Origin of the sequence: Bacillus sp. TL12, assembly GCF_022625245.1 — a bacterium.
Taxonomy (GTDB): domain Bacteria; phylum Bacillota; class Bacilli; order Bacillales; family Bacillaceae_G; genus Bacillus_A.
In genome coordinates, this window is the sequence record NZ_JAJJBY010000011.1 from 128,187 (window position 1) to 144,769 (window position 16,583).

19 protein-coding genes and 1 pseudogene are annotated in these 16,583 nt (G+C 36.4%); all 20 read left to right on the forward strand.

The annotated features are described in order from the left end of the window. Positions 1-118 precede the first annotated feature (118 nt). Positions 119-391, forward strand: coding sequence for an HU family DNA-binding protein (locus LOK41_RS13040; protein WP_001043860.1), 273 nt, complete (start codon positions 119-121; stop codon positions 389-391). Positions 392-515: 124 nt separating this feature from the next. Further along, on the forward strand, positions 516-1,085 hold the full coding sequence (folE, locus tag LOK41_RS13045) for a GTP cyclohydrolase I FolE (RefSeq protein ID WP_017152519.1): 570 nt from the start codon (positions 516-518) through the stop codon (positions 1,083-1,085). A 231-nt stretch (positions 1,086-1,316) separates the two neighbouring features. Beyond that, positions 1,317-2,072 carry a heptaprenyl diphosphate synthase component 1 gene (locus LOK41_RS13050; RefSeq protein ID WP_241816884.1) on the forward strand — a complete coding sequence of 252 codons (756 nt, stop codon included), beginning with the start codon at positions 1,317-1,319 and terminating at the stop codon, positions 2,070-2,072. A gap of 30 nt (positions 2,073-2,102) precedes the next feature. Next, complete coding sequence (locus LOK41_RS13055) at positions 2,103-2,816, forward strand: demethylmenaquinone methyltransferase (RefSeq protein WP_241816886.1); 714 nt, start codon at positions 2,103-2,105, stop codon at positions 2,814-2,816. A 31-nt stretch (positions 2,817-2,847) separates the two neighbouring features. Next, positions 2,848-3,810 carry a heptaprenyl diphosphate synthase component II gene (gene hepT, locus LOK41_RS13060; protein WP_241816887.1) on the forward strand — a complete coding sequence of 321 codons (963 nt, stop codon included), beginning with the start codon at positions 2,848-2,850 and terminating at the stop codon, positions 3,808-3,810. Between the two features lie 125 nt (positions 3,811-3,935). Then, a complete protein-coding gene (ndk, locus tag LOK41_RS13065; RefSeq protein WP_174099628.1) occupies positions 3,936-4,382 on the forward strand; it encodes a nucleoside-diphosphate kinase in 447 nt (148 codons plus the stop codon). Between the two features lie 301 nt (positions 4,383-4,683). Beyond that, positions 4,684-5,856 carry a chorismate synthase gene (gene aroC / locus LOK41_RS13070; RefSeq protein ID WP_241816888.1) on the forward strand — a complete coding sequence of 391 codons (1,173 nt, stop codon included), beginning with the start codon at positions 4,684-4,686 and terminating at the stop codon, positions 5,854-5,856. Further along, complete coding sequence (aroB, locus tag LOK41_RS13075; RefSeq protein ID WP_241816889.1) at positions 5,856-6,947, forward strand: 3-dehydroquinate synthase; 1,092 nt, start codon at positions 5,856-5,858, stop codon at positions 6,945-6,947. The genes aroC and aroB overlap by 1 nt, the downstream gene beginning before the upstream one ends. 51 nt (positions 6,948-6,998) lie before the next feature. After that, positions 6,999-7,246: pseudogene (locus LOK41_RS13080) on the forward strand (chorismate mutase). A gap of 67 nt (positions 7,247-7,313) precedes the next feature. Further along, complete coding sequence (gene hisC / locus LOK41_RS13085; protein ID WP_241816891.1) at positions 7,314-8,414, forward strand: histidinol-phosphate transaminase; 1,101 nt, start codon at positions 7,314-7,316, stop codon at positions 8,412-8,414. Between the two features lie 289 nt (positions 8,415-8,703). Beyond that, a complete protein-coding gene (locus LOK41_RS13090; RefSeq protein ID WP_241816892.1) occupies positions 8,704-9,966 on the forward strand; it encodes a tetratricopeptide repeat protein in 1,263 nt (420 codons plus the stop codon). Between the two features lie 76 nt (positions 9,967-10,042). Beyond that, complete coding sequence (locus tag LOK41_RS13095) at positions 10,043-10,579, forward strand: ReoY family proteolytic degradation factor (RefSeq protein ID WP_174099633.1); 537 nt, start codon at positions 10,043-10,045, stop codon at positions 10,577-10,579. A 151-nt stretch (positions 10,580-10,730) separates the two neighbouring features. Then, positions 10,731-11,195, forward strand: coding sequence for a YpiF family protein (locus LOK41_RS13100; protein WP_241816893.1), 465 nt, complete (start codon positions 10,731-10,733; stop codon positions 11,193-11,195). 137 nt (positions 11,196-11,332) lie between these two features. Continuing rightward, entirely contained in the window at positions 11,333-11,845 is a 513-nt protein-coding gene (locus LOK41_RS13105) for a QcrA and Rieske domain-containing protein (protein ID WP_174099635.1), read from the forward strand. Next, positions 11,846-12,520, forward strand: a complete 675-nt coding sequence (gene qcrB, locus LOK41_RS13110) for a menaquinol-cytochrome c reductase cytochrome b subunit (protein ID WP_000932700.1) — start codon at positions 11,846-11,848, stop codon at positions 12,518-12,520. 53 nt (positions 12,521-12,573) lie between these two features. Then, positions 12,574-13,341, forward strand: a complete 768-nt coding sequence (gene qcrC, locus LOK41_RS13115) for a menaquinol-cytochrome c reductase cytochrome b/c subunit (protein WP_241816894.1) — start codon at positions 12,574-12,576, stop codon at positions 13,339-13,341. Between the two features lie 124 nt (positions 13,342-13,465). Next, the gene (gene lhaT / locus LOK41_RS13120) at positions 13,466-14,056 is read left to right on the forward strand and encodes a lipoprotein heptaprenylglyceryl N-acetyltransferase LhaT (protein ID WP_241816895.1); all 591 of its coding nucleotides are present in this window, start codon (positions 13,466-13,468) and stop codon (positions 14,054-14,056) included. A gap of 27 nt (positions 14,057-14,083) precedes the next feature. Beyond that, a complete protein-coding gene (gene lit / locus LOK41_RS13125; protein ID WP_241816896.1) occupies positions 14,084-14,770 on the forward strand; it encodes a lipoprotein intramolecular transacylase Lit in 687 nt (228 codons plus the stop codon). Between the two features lie 228 nt (positions 14,771-14,998). Beyond that, positions 14,999-15,787 carry a sporulation protein YpjB gene (gene ypjB / locus LOK41_RS13130; RefSeq protein ID WP_241816897.1) on the forward strand — a complete coding sequence of 263 codons (789 nt, stop codon included), beginning with the start codon at positions 14,999-15,001 and terminating at the stop codon, positions 15,785-15,787. Positions 15,788-15,892: 105 nt separating this feature from the next. Further along, positions 15,893-16,576 carry a zinc metallopeptidase gene (locus LOK41_RS13135; RefSeq protein WP_241816898.1) on the forward strand — a complete coding sequence of 228 codons (684 nt, stop codon included), beginning with the start codon at positions 15,893-15,895 and terminating at the stop codon, positions 16,574-16,576. The last annotated feature ends 7 nt before the right edge of the window (positions 16,577-16,583 follow it).

Sequence of the window (16,583 nt, forward strand, 5' to 3'; positions counted from 1 at the left end):
TTGATAATGATTTATCTACATCTTTGTAGTATAGAATTTGTAAAAATTGCCTACAAATGAAAGTAAGACTCATTTTATGATCATTATACAGTCTTATCTTTGGAAGGAGGTGAATGGCATGAACAAGACAGATTTAATCAATGCTGTTGCAGAAGCAAGTTCCCTTTCTAAAAAGGACGCAACAAAAGCAGTTGACGCTGTTTTTGATTCTATCTTAGAAGCTTTAAAACAAGGTGATAAAGTACAATTGATCGGATTCGGTAACTTCGAAGTTCGTGAGCGTGCGGCTCGTAAAGGACGTAACCCACAAACTGGTGAGGAAATTGAAATCGCTGCAAGTAAAGTACCTGCATTCAAACCTGGTAAAGCGTTAAAAGATGCGGTTAAATAATCCTTACATATTAACAGGGAAGAAGAGTTTCCTTTTTTGGGGAACTCTTCTTTTTGCTTTTAAAATCATAAATATGCTAGAATGTGTTCGTATCACTTTTAGGTTTTTCGGGAGGGTTAAGCGGATGGCAAAAGTTAACTTAGAACAAATCGAGCAAGCAGTGCGTCTTATTCTAGAAGCAATTGGAGACGATCCAAATCGTGAAGGAGTACTTGATACGCCGAAGCGTGTTGCAAAAATGTATGCAGAAGTATTTTCAGGTATGCATGAAGATCCAAAGGAACATTTGCATAAAGTGTTCGGGGAAGATCACGAGGAGCTTGTATTAGTAAAAGATATTCCATTTTATTCGATGTGTGAGCACCATCTTGTTCCGTTTTACGGAGTTGCTCATGTTGCATACATTCCACGTGGTGGGAAAGTAACGGGTTTAAGTAAATTAGCTCGTACTGTAGATACAATTGCACGCCGTCCACAACTTCAAGAACGTATTACTTCAACAGTAGCGGATTCTATTATGGAAGTACTGGAACCACATGGTGTGATGGTAGTTGTTGAAGCGGAGCATATGTGCATGACAATGCGCGGAGTGAAGAAGCCTGGTGCAAAAACGGTAACTACAGCAGTACGCGGTGTATTAGAAAATGACGCAGCGGCACGTAGTGAAATTTTGTCTTTTATTAAGGCGAAGTAAAGGAAAGCGGGAAACTGCTTTTCTTTTTTATTTATATCATTTTATAAAGGGTTACATATAGTTTTCGGTTGTCCATGAACTTATGGATGAGTGGTTTTTTGTTTTTTATGCATATTATATGAATAGAAATCTAAATTGTAGTTTGTTTTGATTCCCTAAGTTTTGGTTATAGAAAATAGAATGTATGTGTTATAATAGGTTTTATGAATTAGAAAACAAGGGTGATTTTTTGTGTGTGACATCTACGGAGGGTATGCGGATATAAGGGAGCAGTTGCTAGCAAAACTGCGCCATCCTTATTTTATAAACTATATTGAAGAACCATTTATTGATGAAGAAAAAGTAGTACTTTTATATGCTGCTTTAAAAAGTGCAAATTTACATAAAGAACAAATTGATCATTATGTAGTAACGATTATGCTTGTGCAGATTGCTCTTGATACACATGAAAAAGTGTCAAACAAAGCAGATAAAGAAACGAGCGGATTTCATAAGCGGCGTCAACTTACAGTCCTTGCAGGTGACTATTATAGTGGGTTGTATTATTATTTGCTTTCAATGAATTGTGATATTATACTGATTCGTGCGCTCGCTGAAGGAATTAAAGAAATTAATGAACATAAAATTATGTTGTATCAGAAGGCGTATCAAACAGTTGATGAAGTCATTGAAAGTATGATGACGATTGAATCCGCACTTTTGCAGAAAACATGTGATCATTTTCATGTATCATATTGGAAGCCGTTTATAGCGTATGTATTAGGGAGAGATCGTCTTCAAAAAGAGTATCAATTGCATGCTGAAAGACAAAATGCACCTGTTTTTCAAGCGGTTCAAGCGACTCTATCAAATGATGATGACAGAAACGTGGAAACCGTATATAAAGAATGGTTGGAAGAAGTGGACAAACAAGAACGTGCATTTCTACAAAAGCATAAAGAAATTGGGGATGTAGTTTCTACTTTAAAAGGTAAATTGAAAACATAAGCAATTTTATATTGGAAGAAGGGTAAGAGCATGCAGCAATCAAAAGAAGAAAGAGTACATGATGTATTTGAGAAAATCTCTGATAAATATGATGTAATGAATTCGGTTATAAGTTTTCAAAGACATAAAGCATGGCGGAAAGAAACAATGCGAATTATGGATGTACAGCCTGGAAGTAAGGCGTTAGATGTGTGTTGTGGAACTGCTGATTGGACAATTGCACTTGCGGATGCAGTAGGAACGACTGGAAAAGTATATGGATTAGACTTTAGTGAAAATATGCTATCTGTCGGAAAAGAAAAAGTAAAAGCTTTAGGGTTAAAACATGTAGAACTTATGCACGGGAATGCAATGGAACTACCGTTTGAAGATAATACATTTGATTATGTAACAATTGGTTTTGGATTGCGTAACGTTCCAGATTATATGCACGTATTAAAAGAAATGACTCGTGTGGTAAAACCGGGTGGAAAAGTAATTTGTTTAGAAACGTCCCAACCAACGATGATTGGTTTTCGTCAGGGATACGTTTTATATTTTAAATATATCATGCCATTATTTGGGAAAATGTTCGCGAAAAGTTATAAGGAATATTCATGGCTTCAGGAGTCTGCTAGCACATTCCCAGGGATGAAAGAATTAGCGAGTATGTTTGAGTCCGCTGGGCTTGAGCGTGTACAAGTGAAACCATTTACTTTTGGAGTAGCAGCTATGCATTTAGGGTTTAAACCCGACTCAAAATAGAAAAAAGACGTTTTAGGTTAAGGTGAACAATATGAAGTTACAACTTATGTACTCTTTTTTACGATCGGATATTAATGTGATAGAAAAAGAATTGAAGAAGGTTGTTGCCTCAGAGCAACAACTAATAGAAGATGCGGCATTGCAGCTTATTGAAGCTGGTGGGAAACGGATTCGTCCTGTTTTTGTGTTGCTTGCAGGGAAGTTCGGGGACTATAAGTTAGATGCAATTAAGCATGTGGCAGTTGCACTAGAACTTATTCATATGGCTTCTCTTGTTCATGATGACGTAATTGATGCGGCGCTATTGCGACGTAGTAGCCCAACGGTTAATGCGAAATGGGGAGACCGAATTGCGATGTATACAGGAGATTATTTGTTTGCAAAGTCTCTTGAGTGTATTACTAATTTGGAAGTTCCAGAAGCACATCAAGCTTTATCGTATACAATTTTGGAAGTTTGTAAAGGCGAAATTGAACAAATTAAGGATAAATATAATTACAACCAAAATTTAAGAACATATTTACGAAGAATAAAGAGGAAAACAGCACTATTAATTGCAGCAAGTTGTCAGTTAGGTGCTATTGCTTCGGGAGCGAATCGTGATACGGTGAATCGTTTGTTTTGGTATGGCTATTTTGTTGGCATGTCTTATCAAATCATTGATGATATTTTAGATTTTGTGTCAACAGAAGAAAAGCTTGGAAAGCCTGCAGGTGGAGATTTATTGCAGGGGAATGTTACATTGCCAGCGCTGTATGCTATGGAGGATCCAAAACTTCGAGAGAAAATTGTAGCAGTTCATGAAAATACAACGGCAAGTGAAATGAATGAAATTATTCATGCGATTAAAAATAGCCCAGCAATTGACCAAGCTTTTGCGTTTAGTGAACGTTATTTACATAAAGCATTAGAGGTAATAAAACCATTGCCACGTGGGCAAGCAAAATATGCATTGCAAAATATTGCAAAGTATATTGGAAAACGAAAATTTTAATGCATTTCTTTTACAAATAAAATAATCTCTCTATTTCAAAACTATTGCACAATTGTGATAACGGTGTTAATATGTGTGTGGGGATATACAATTACATACATAATTCAGAAGTGGAGAGATTTTTTATGGAAAAAACATTTCTAATGGTAAAACCAGACGGCGTACAACGTGCCTTCATTGGGGAGATTGTGGCTCGCTTTGAGAAAAAGGGCTTTCAATTAGTTGGTGCGAAATTAATGCAAGTGACTCCAGAAATTGCAGGACAACATTACGCTGAGCACACAGAAAAACCTTTTTTTGGTGAATTAGTAGATTTCATTACATCTGGTCCTGTTTTTGCTATGGTATGGCAAGGTGAAGGTGTAGTAGATACTGCTCGTAATATGATGGGTAAAACAAGACCTCATGAAGCGGCACCGGGTACAATTCGTGGCGATTTTGGTGTAACAGTTGCGAAAAATATTATCCATGGTTCTGATTCTCTAGAAAGTGCAGAACGTGAGATTGGTATTTTCTTCAAAGAAGAAGAGTTAGTAGATTACTCAAAATTAATGAATCAATGGATTTACTAATTATTTTGAAATAATTTGTAAACGCTTTAATCACTGTGATAATAGTGAAAAGTGCAAGGGGATAATGACTTCCTCTTGCACTTTTTTAGTTTCAAATAGTTACGAAGGTAAGCTTGGTATGATATATTGATACATAAAGTAAAGTTTCTTAATTAATAGAAACTTTACTTTATGTATTAACAGGATAAAAATTTATGTTTAAGCGAATAGTATGTGTTCTGCCCTGCTATTTTCGTTTTTAGTATGGTGTTGTAGTATTGCTAGAACAAATGAAATAAATACAAGAAAAGAGGAATAACCGATGAGATATATTACAGCTGGTGAGTCTCATGGTCCGCAACTTACAACGATTTTAGAAGGAATTCCGGCAGGTTTATCTCTAGTGGCGGATGATATAAATGAAGAGTTAGCGAGAAGACAAAAAGGATACGGCCGCGGAAGACGCATGCAAATTGAAAAAGATCAAGTGCAGATTGTCAGTGGTGTTAGACATGGATATACACTCGGGTCTCCAATTGCGCTCGTTGTAGAAAATCGAGATTTTACCCATTGGACAAAGATTATGGGAGTAAATCCTTTGACTGAACAAGAAGCAAAAGAGATGAAAAGACAAATTACAAGACCAAGACCTGGTCATGCTGATTTAAATGGTGCCATTAAATACGGACACCGTGATATGAGAAATGTACTTGAACGCTCTTCAGCACGTGAAACAACAGTTCGAGTTGCAGCAGGCGCTGTTGCGAAAAAACTTTTAGCAGAGTTAGGTGTAAAGGTTGCAGGGCATGTAATTGAAATTGGTGGTGTGCAGACAGAAAAGCTTGCATATGACTCGATAGAACGATTACAAGAAATTACGGAAGCGTCTCCTGTTCGTTGCTTAGATGAAGAAGCAGGGAAAAAAATGATGCAGGCAATTGATGATGCAAAAACAAGTGGAGATTCTATAGGTGGTATTGTGGAAGTAATTGTAGAAGGAATGCCGATTGGGGTAGGAAGTTATGTCCATTATGATCGAAAGCTTGATGCGAAATTAGCAGCCGCAGTAATGGGCATTAATGCTTTTAAAGGTGTAGAAATTGGTATTGGATTTGAAGCAGCACATAAACCAGGGAGTCAAGTGCATGATGAAATTCTTTGGGATAAAGAAGATGGATATACAAGAAGAACAAATCACGCGGGCGGATTAGAAGGTGGTATGACAACAGGAATGCCGGTTGTCGTTCGAGGCGTCATGAAACCAATTCCAACCCTGTATAAACCCCTTCAAAGCGTTGATATTGATACGAAAGAATCTTTTTCAGCGAGCATAGAACGTTCTGATAGTTGTGCTGTACCGGCAGCTAGCGTTGTGGCAGAAGCAGTCGTTGCGTGGGAGCTAGCGGTAGCTCTAGTAGAACAATTTGGAGCAGATCGTATAGATAGTATTCGTGAAAATATAAAGAAACATAATGAATATGCGAGGGGATTTTAATGGAAAAAATACATATTCAGGCGCAGTCTAAAGAGTATGATGTATATGTAGGAAAAGATGCGTTGGCACATTTGACAACGCTTGTTCGAAATATGAAGCCAGCTGTTTCTAATATAATGATTATTTCTGATGAATCTGTCGCATCATTTCATTTAGAAAAAGTTATGAATACATTGCAAGTAGAAAAACATGTTTTTTCATTTATTGTTCCAAGTGGAGAAAAAGAAAAATCATTTGAAAATTTTTATGTGGCTCATACTTCAGCGCTTGAAAATGGGATGGATCGACATTCTCTAGTTGTTGCACTTGGAGGAGGAATGATCGGTGATTTAGCTGGTTTTATTGCGGCGACATTTATGCGTGGTATTCGCTTCATTCAAGTTCCAACAACGTTACTAGCGCATGATAGTGCAGTTGGTGGAAAAGTTGCCATTAATCATCCATTAGGAAAAAATATGATTGGAGCGTTTCATCAGCCAGAAGCAGTGCTGTATCATACGCCGTTTTTAAATTCGTTACCGGAAAAAGAATGGCGTTCAGGATTTGCTGAAGCAATTAAACATGCTTTGATTGGTGATGTGGAATTATATCATTGGTTAAAGCGTGAAGTGAAGACATTGGAAGATATAAGAGATGAAAAGTTAATTTATATTTTAAAGAGAGCGATTCCTGTAAAGGCGAATATTGTAGCTCAAGATGAAACGGAAAAAGGAGTGCGTGCTCATTTGAACTTTGGGCATACATTAGGGCATGCACTCGAAAAAGAGATGGGGTATGGCAATATCACACATGGCGATGGGGTTGCAATTGGTATGTTATTTGCCATATTTTTAAGTGAGCAAATTTATAAGGTGGACCTTGGCTATAAAGAAATGAAGCGTTGGTTTTCTCAGTATGGTTATCCACATATGCCAAGAAATCTAAATACAGAACGTCTTGTACAAGTGATGAAGCAAGATAAAAAAGCGAACGCAGGAATAATTCGTATGGTACTTATGCAGGAATATGGGGTAGTGAATGTCGTATCTATTTCAGATGAGGCTGTTCACACTGCATTGGAAACATTTCAAAATGAGGAGGTATCTATTTGATTCGCGTAATACGCGGGCGCGATTACAGTTGAACATAATAAATCCGAAGAGATATTAACTGCAACAGAGCATTTAGCAAACGAAATCGTAAATGAAAATGAAGTCTTCCCTACTGATATCGTGTCGGTTTTAATTTCTACGACCTTAATGCTAGTTTTCCTGCAGTGGCATTAGGACGTTTAGAAGGATTTACATATGTACCGGTGATATTCGTGAAAGAAATAGAAGTACCGAATGTTTTGCAGAAATGTATTCGTGTAATGATGACAGTCATGACAAAAAAGTACAGTATGAAGTAAAGCATGTGTATGTAGAAAAGGCAACTATACTTCGGCCTGATCTAATAGAATGACAGGGGGAATCAAAATGAGAGTAAAAGAGCAATTGTTAACTTTGAAAGCATATGTACCTGGCAAAAACATTGAAGAAGTAAAAAGAGAATATGGATTATCTAAAATTGTGAAATTAGCATCTAATGAAAACCCATTTGGTTGTTCAAAACGTGTAACGGAGGCTTTAGCTTCCTTAGGTACGCAATATGCTTTATATCCAGATGGAGCAGCTTTTGAACTTCGTGAAAAAGTAGTTGCGCACCTTCATGTGAAAGCAGAACAACTTTTGTTTGGTAGTGGATTAGATGAAGTCATTCAAATGATTAGCCGTGCTTTATTACATAAAGGTACAAATATTGTAATGGCGAACCCAACATTTTCACAATACTGCCACCACGCTGTGATTGAAGGAGCAGAGGTTCGTGAAGTGCCACTTAAGGATGGTGTTCACGACTTGGATGCGATGCTTGAGAAAATTGATGAGAAAACACAAATTGTATGGATTTGTAATCCAAATAATCCAACAGGAACATATGTAGAAAAACAAAAATTACTTTCATTTTTAGAGGCAGTTCCGAAGTCAACGCTTGTCATTATGGATGAAGCATACTATGAATATGCAGGAGCAGAAGATTATCCGCAAACATTACCGCTTCTTGAAGAGTATGAAAACCTTATGGTGCTACGTACATTTTCAAAAGCATATGGTTTAGCTGCTTTTCGTATTGGTTATGCTGTAGGGAATGAAAAACTTATACAGCAATTAGAAGTAGCAAGACTACCATTTAATACGTCGACTATTGCGCAAGCTGTAGCTTCAGTTGCAATAGAGGATCAGGCGTTTTTACAAGAGTGTGTGAAGCAAAATGCCGAAGGATTAAATCAATATTATACATTCTGTGAGGAGTACGGCGTTTTCTATTATCCATCACAAACAAATTTCATCTTCTTAAAGCTCGGAATTCCTGGTAACGAAGCATTTGAAAGATTAATGCGAAAAGGGTATATTGTTCGTTCAGGCGCTGCGTTTGGCTTGCCTGACGGTATTCGTATTACAGTTGGTTTAAAAGAAGAAAATGCTGAGATTATTGAATTACTTACGGAACTTGTAAAGAAAGAAGAGACATATTCTTAAAGATGATAGCGGCTCCTATTGATAGGAGTCGTTTTCTTTTAGATTAAACATATTTGCACGATGAAGAAAAAAAGAAGTACAATAAAGATATATACATACAAATTGAAAATGGTGATGCAGTCGCTGTATCCTATCCGAATTTTTTTGAACAGTTAGAATCTCTGTGAAGTAAAAGAATCTTTTCAGTTTGGAAAGATTCTTTTCTGCATCCTTTTAGTTGCTTACATGACGACTGTTGTTTATGATTAATGAACAGAAGAGAATATTATAAGAGTTAAAGGAGACATTTATGCAAAAGTTTGAACAGGCTATTTCTTACATTGAAAACGGCGAAGCAGAAAAAGGGTTAGAACAATTAAAAGAATTGGTAAAACAAGGGACGGACGAAGAGAAATATGATATTGCTCGTTACTACCATACGCTTGGATTTATTGATGAGGCGCTAGCGATTACAGAAGATTTACGGTTGTTATATCCCGAAGAAAGCGAGTTTACCATATTTTTAGCGGAATTATATATTGATTTAGATAAAGAAGATGAGGCAATCGAAGTACTCCATGATATCCCTGAAGATGATGAACTATATGTCCAATCTTTATTACTTGTGGCGGATCTATTCCAAATGCAGGGCTTCGATGATGTTGCAGAACAAAAACTATTAAAAGCAAAAGAAATGATGCCAGAAGAGCCTGTTATTACTTTTGGACTAGCGGAACTTTATAGCAGTAAAGGTGAAGAGCAAAAAGCGATTGCTTATTATCAGTCATTACTTTCTGAGCACAAAGTAATGGGTGGTGTTGTGATTGCCCTACGCCTAGCTGAAACGCTAAGTGCAATTGGAAACTGGGAAGAAGCAATTACATATTATGAAGAAGGATTAGAAGAACAGAAAGATATTCATTCTTTATTTGGCTATGCATTTACACTTTATCAAGGTGAAGAGTATCAAAGGTCGATTGGAGCTTGGCAAGAATTAAAAGAATTAGATCCAGAATATGCATCGCTATATATGTATTTAGCTAAATGCTATGAAAAAGAAGGAATGCTTCAAGAAAGCTATGAAACACTTCATGAAGGCATTAAAATTGATGAGTTATCCGTGCCACTTTATGTAGAACTTGCAAATATTGCAGCGAAGATAGGGAAATTAGGAGAAGCTGAAGAATTGCTTCAAAAAGCATTGCAGCTTGACCCGGGACATTTAGGTGCGATATTAAAATATGCATATATCTTAAAAGAACAAGAAAAATATGAAGAGTTAATCGCTGTTGTAGAAAATGCAATGGACAGTGGAGAGCAAGATACACAATTACTTTGGGATTTGGCATTTGCTAAAAAACAATTAGAAATGTATTCTGATGCATTAAAACACTATGAGAGTGCATATACTTCTTTTAAGAATCATCCAGATTTCTTGGAAGAGTACGGCTATTTCTTATTAGAAGAAGGGTTACGAAAAGAAGCGAAAGAAGTATTTACACGCTTATTACAACTGGACCCGACACAAATTCACATCGAAGAATTGTTATATAATTTAGAGGATTTTTCATAAGTTGGAAGGAAAGTGAATGCTGCTTCTTGAATTTAAAAAATAAGAAAAAAGAAAGACAGAGGAGGGACTAAGCGCTATGAATACCCCTGTTTCTGTAAACGAGAAGAAGGATTTCGTAAAATGGTTTTTAAACAATTATCAACTGAAACAGCGTGAATGTGTATGGATTTTGAATTATTTAATGAGTCATGACCAATTAATGCACAAAGTCCACTTCGTAGAACATGCAAAATATTGCCCGCGTGGCTTAGTGATGTCAGCGAATTGCGTGAAAGATACACCGTTTCACTTCTTTAAACAAAATGTTATGACGACGGATGCAGAAAAATCGTTTCATGACATTCGTTTAAATCGGGATGAGGATATTTATATTCAACTTAATTTTAAATCATCGTTTCAAAATGCAAATTATGTAGCGGTATTAGAAGAAAATCCATACTTACCAAAGCATATTGAAGTAAATGAAAAAGATCGTTTACTTGCAGAACGATTTTTAGAAGAGAGTGTATTTTCATTTCGAAGAGATCGACTTTTAAAACAAATTGATGAAGCGCTCGACAAGCAGGATAAGGAAGCTTTTTGTAAGTTAACAGAGGAATTGAAAAGTTTATAAGGAATGTTAATTTTGACAATTTTCCGACCATTTAAAGAAAAACTACCTATATTGGGTAGTTTTTCTTTTTTTACCTGTTTTAGTATGGTTTAATAGATATAAAGTGAAAGTTCTGTCATTTAAAAGGGAATACTAGGTAAAGGGGGGAATTATGGTGAAATGGGTTGTAAAAGATGCAGAACAATTTGAACAAGCTAGAGAGTATGTGGATACTGGTATTATACCCCTTCTTTCTATTTCAGTAACAAAAGAAATGAAGAGTATTGTAGAACAAGGGGAATTTATTGAAACTTTAAGTAGGGAGTTAGAAAGAGAATATAAAGGAAGGGTGTTCCTACTACCTCCGTTTACTTATTTACTTGAACAACAAAAGGGGGAGCTAAGGCGTCTACAAGATTGGACAAATCACTTACAAGAGCAAGGATTAAAACATATTGCTTATGTTACAAGTGACTTTTCATGGAAAGAGGCTGAAACTGCATTGTCAGGTCATTTATTTTGGTTACCTGCTTTATCACTAGAAGAATTTAGCGATCAAGCAAAAAGAGAAGTAATTCATGCGCATGTAAAAAATATAATGGTTTTATTGACAGAAAAGTGGGAAAATAAAAAATAAGCAGATAGTTCTTATGATTATGAGTAGTATGATATTGACCTGCGCATGTGGGTATTATATCATGATAGTGTCCTAGTTTTTATTTTTATACTGTTTTGTCACGAGGGGACAATTTCTGATAGAGGGGGGAAATTTTCGTGAGCGAGAAAGAACATCGTGTGTCAAGAAGACAATTTTTGAACTACACGCTTACAGGTGTAGGAGGTTTTATGGCAGCTGGAATTTTAATGCCGATGACACGTTTTGCACTTGATCCAGTTTTAAGGAAAGAAGCAGGGGGAGATATGGTTGCTGTTGCACAAGTGAAAGAGATTTCAGCAGAACCAAAACGCTTCGACTTTAAAGTGAAACAAGTTGATGGTTGGTATAAGTCAGAAGAACCAAAATCAGCGTGGGTGTATAAAAATGAAAGCGGCGACATTGTAGCATTATCTCCGGTGTGTAAACATTTAGGATGTACGGTAAACTGGAATTCGGACAAGAGTCATCCAAATCAATTTTTTTGTCCTTGTCACGCGGGGCGTTATACGAAAGATGGTGTGAATGTGAAGGGGACTCCACCGCTCGCACCGCTTGATTTGTATGAAGCAAAAGTAAAGGATGGAACGCTTTATCTAGGTAAAGCAAAGCCACAAGGGGGTGCGAAATAGATGCTAAATAAAATTTATGATTGGGTGGACGAGAGGCTGGATATTACACCAATATGGCGTGATATTGCAGACCATGAAGTGCCAGAGCATGTAAACCCAGCGCATCACTTTTCAGCATTTGTCTATTGCTTTGGAGGGCTAACATTCTTTGTCACTGTGATTCAAATTTTATCAGGTATGTTTTTAACAATGTATTATGTGCCTGATATTAAAAATGCTTGGGAATCCGTTTATTATTTACAAAATGAAGTTGCATATGGGCAAATTGTTCGCGGCATGCATCATTGGGGTGCCAGCCTTGTAATTGTAATGATGTTTTTACATACACTTAGGGTTTTCTTCCAAGGTGCATATAAGAAACCTCGTGAATTAAACTGGATTGTCGGTGTTCTTATTTTCTTTGTTATGCTAGGTCTTGGTTTTACCGGATATTTATTACCATGGGATATGAAAGCATTATTTGCAACAAAAGTAGGGATTCAAATTGCGGAACAAACACCGCTTATCGGCCCTTATATTAAAACATTACTTGCTGGTCATTCCGAAATTGTCGGGGCTCAAACATTAACTCGCTTCTTTGCTATTCACGTCTTCTTCTTACCAGCAGCACTTCTAGGCTTAATGGCCTTCCACTTCATCATGATTCGCAAACAAGGTATTTCTGGTCCGCTATAAGAGATTGCTAATTTAAAAGAATAGGAGAAAAACTGAATTGAAGGAGGGAGATTATGCATCGCGGCAAAGGGATGAAGTTTGTGGGAGATTCACGAGTACCTGTTGCACGTAAACCGAATATCCCGAAAGATTATTCTGAATACCCAGGGAAAACAGAAGCGTTTTGGCCGAACTTCTTATTGAAAGAATGGATGGTTGGTGCGGTTTTTTTAATCGGTTATTTATGTTTAACGGTGGCGCACCCGTCACCACTTGAGAGAATGGCGGATCCTACAGATGCAGGATATATACCACTTCCAGACTGGTACTTCTTATTTTTATATCAATTGTTAAAATACTCATATGCATCAGGTCCGTTTACTGTAATTGGCGCGTTTATTATGCCAGGGATTGCATTTGGAGCATTGTTATTGGCACCATTTCTCGATCGAGGTCCTGAAAGACGTCCATTGAAACGTCCAGTTGCAACTGGATTTATGCTTCTAGCAATTGCTTCTATCATCTTTTTAACATGGGAATCTGTGGCGCATCACGACTGGGAAGCTGCAAAAAAGCAAGGTGCGATTGTTAAAACGGTTCAAGTTGATAAAAATGAAGAAGGTTATAAACATTTGCAAAAAAATACGTGTTTAACATGTCACGGTGATAACTTACAAGGTGGTGCTGCAGCGCCGGCACTACAAAATTTAACGTTAAAACCAGAGGAAATTGCAAAGATTGCGAAAGATGGAAAAGGTGCAATGCCTAAAGGGGTATTTAAAGGCACGGATGAAGAGCTAAAAAAACTTTCAGAGTTCATTGCGAAATATAATAAAAAATAAGAGAGAGCTGACTACAATTTTTGTAGCCAGCTTTTCTATTTAGAAGAAAAAGTTTGGTATAATATATAAGTACATTTTGATGTAATAAAGAACTACTATAGTTGAAAGGTGTTGTACAGATAGATTGGCTTATTTGTATGCTGTATTAAGGCAACGTTCCGTTTTATTATGTTTGCTTATTACTAACATTTTAGGAACAATATATGGATTTATTTGGTATGGAGATCAACTGATGGAAACTTCAGTCATATTTTGGCCATTTGTTCCTGATAGTCCGATTGCAAGTTTCTTTTTTGTTTTTGTGTTACTGGCCTTTTTATACAATAAAAATTGGGGATTAATAGAAGCTTTTGCAATCGTTTCCTTAATGAAATATGGTATATGGGCTGTTGTTGTAAATGGTATTATGTTTATGGTTAAGGGAGACCTTGGGTTTATTGGGTATATGTTGGTGCTTTCTCATTTTGCAATGGCTGTGCAAGGTTTACTGTATGCTCCGTTTTATCGTATAAAAAAATGGCATTTTATTGTGGTGAGTATATGGACGTTACATAATGATGTAATTGATTATTTGTTTTGGCAAATGCCAAGATATGGTATCATGCATTTGTTCGTAGAACAAATCGGTTATTTTACATTTTGGCTAAGTATTGTTGTGCTAGCTATTACATATTATTGTTGTTTGAGAAGGAATCGAAAGCAGTTTTCGCCATGAATTTAAATAAAGAATCGGGGAAAATAAATGAAGGAAAATAAGCTAGGGATAAGAGTGCTAGATAGTTTTATAAATTCCATTGTTGCATATTGTATAGCATTTTTTATTTTTGCACTTGCAACTACAATTGTTGTATACGGAAAATGGTTATATTATGCAGATATAAACTTTTTAAATATACCAGATTTGGCTAATATGACAGAGTTAGAAATTAAGAAAAATTATGATGCACTAATTACGTATCTCTCTCCTTTTTACCAAGGGGCATTACAGTTTCCAACATTAGATATGTCAACAAATGGAAGGATTCATTTTGTTGATGTGAAAAATATTTTAGTGAACATTCAATATGGAATGTGTATGGCGCTCATGATTGCTTTACTGGGCGGGTGGTATTTATTACGTAAACGAAAAGTAAGATTTTTATTACATGGCGCAATTTTGACTATTATATTTCCGATTGCACTTGTTTTACCTATTATAATTAATTTTGAAAAGAGTTTTGTTCTATTTCATAAACTTCTTTTTAGTAATGATTATTGGCAATTTGATAGCGAAAAGGATCCTGTTATTCTCATGTTGCCAGAACAATTTTTCATGCATGCAGCATGTGCCATTTTGTTATGTATTTTATGCGGTAGCGCTGTTTGTTATTTTATGTATCGTTATTTACGAAAAAAGGGAAGAGCTTCAATGAACCATCTTAGTTCATAAAGAAAGCCTTTAAGTGGGGTTTCATTTATCTCCCACTGATTATTAGCCCTCACGAATCGGGCTTTTACGGACAGTTCATCTCCCGCCTAACTTCTTTGTTTTTGCAGAATTGTGTGGTGGGAATCTTACTGTCCTAAAATAGTGGGATAAAATATTTTTCAGCTTTGTTCTGTTCTATTCTTGTCCACCTAAACATATTTTGTACTAGTAGTTATAGGGGGGACCGGAATGAAGAGAGTCTTAATTGGAATGATAGCATTTCTGATTATATTGCTTCCAGTACGTATATACGCTGAAAAATGGGATGAGTTGACGGGGCTATTAGATGATTCCTTACAACTTGTAAAACAAGAAGAATATGAGAAAGCAACGCAAGTATTACAGCATTTCTCAGAGCAATTTGTATTACGAGAGAATGAAAAAGAGAATGAGCTAACACCTATACATTTTCGGGTAATTTCTTTAGCGTATGACAAAGCGCAACAATCACTTGGGGAAGAAAGTGTAGATCGTCAAATAAAAATAGATGATGTATTGGCATTACAACTGGTGGTGGATGCGGAAGTGTCTAAGTATCAACCGCTTTGGATAGAAAGAGAAGGACGGGTTATGGGGGCTTTTGCTAAAGTAGAGAAAGCACTTCGAATAGAAGATGACGAACGTTTCCAACAATCGCTAAATACATTTCTACATGAATTTGGTGTGATTTATCCAAGTTTAATGATTGCGTTGCCAGAAAATCAATCACAGCGTGTAAATGCTCATCTATCGTATTTGGATGAATTTCGTAATGTCATGTTAAAAAATAAAAGTGGGCAAACGCAATTAGGAATTATAAAAGGGGATTTACAAAAAATATTTCAAACAGCAAAAAAAGATGAAGTGGATTCTTCTCTCATATGGTTTATGACAATTACAGGTGGACTTATTTTCTTCACATTAACATACGTCGGTTGGAGAAAGTATAAGGGAGAGAAAGCAAAACGTACTAGTGGGATACATTCTAAAAACCGGTAAGGTTACGAATTTAGATACGAATTGTAAGGTTTCTTTATTGACAATGTATAAAGAAGAAAATAGAATGGAAAGTACTAATAATTACGACTTCAATGGAGGTTCATGATGGGTTTTTACTTGGTTTATTTCGCGATCATTATGATCATACCGTTGTATGCACAATCAAAAGTACGCAGTGCTTATAGTAAGTATTCGCAAGTGTATTCAACATCGGGTATGACAGGAGCGGAAGTAGCTCGAAAAATTTTAGATGAAAATGGTTTATATAACGTAGCTGTAGAAGAAACGCCAGGACATTTATCAGATCATTATGATCCAACAGCTAAAACGGTTCGCTTGTCAACTGACAACTATTATGGTCATTCAGTTGCTGGAACAGCTGTAGCAGCCCATGAAGTAGGGCATGCGATTCAAGATGCGAAAGATTATAAATTTATGCGTTTTCGCCATTCTCTAGTTCCTGTTGCAAACTTCGGATCGAATATCTCATGGGTGTTTATTATGATTGGTATATTTGCAACGATGTCAAAATTGTTGTTATTAGGAATTGTTTTAATGGCAGCAGGTGTAGTTTTCCAACTTGTAACATTACCGGTTGAGTTTGATGCTTCAAAACGTGCGATGCAGCAAATTGAAGCACTTGGAATTGTATCAACAGATGAATATGGGCAAGCTCGTAAAGTATTGAACGCAGCAGCGTTAACATACGTGGCAGCTGCAGCTGTAGCGGTATTTGAATTACTTCGTCTAGTACTGATGTATACAGGTATGCAACGTAGTGATGATTAAAGACTAT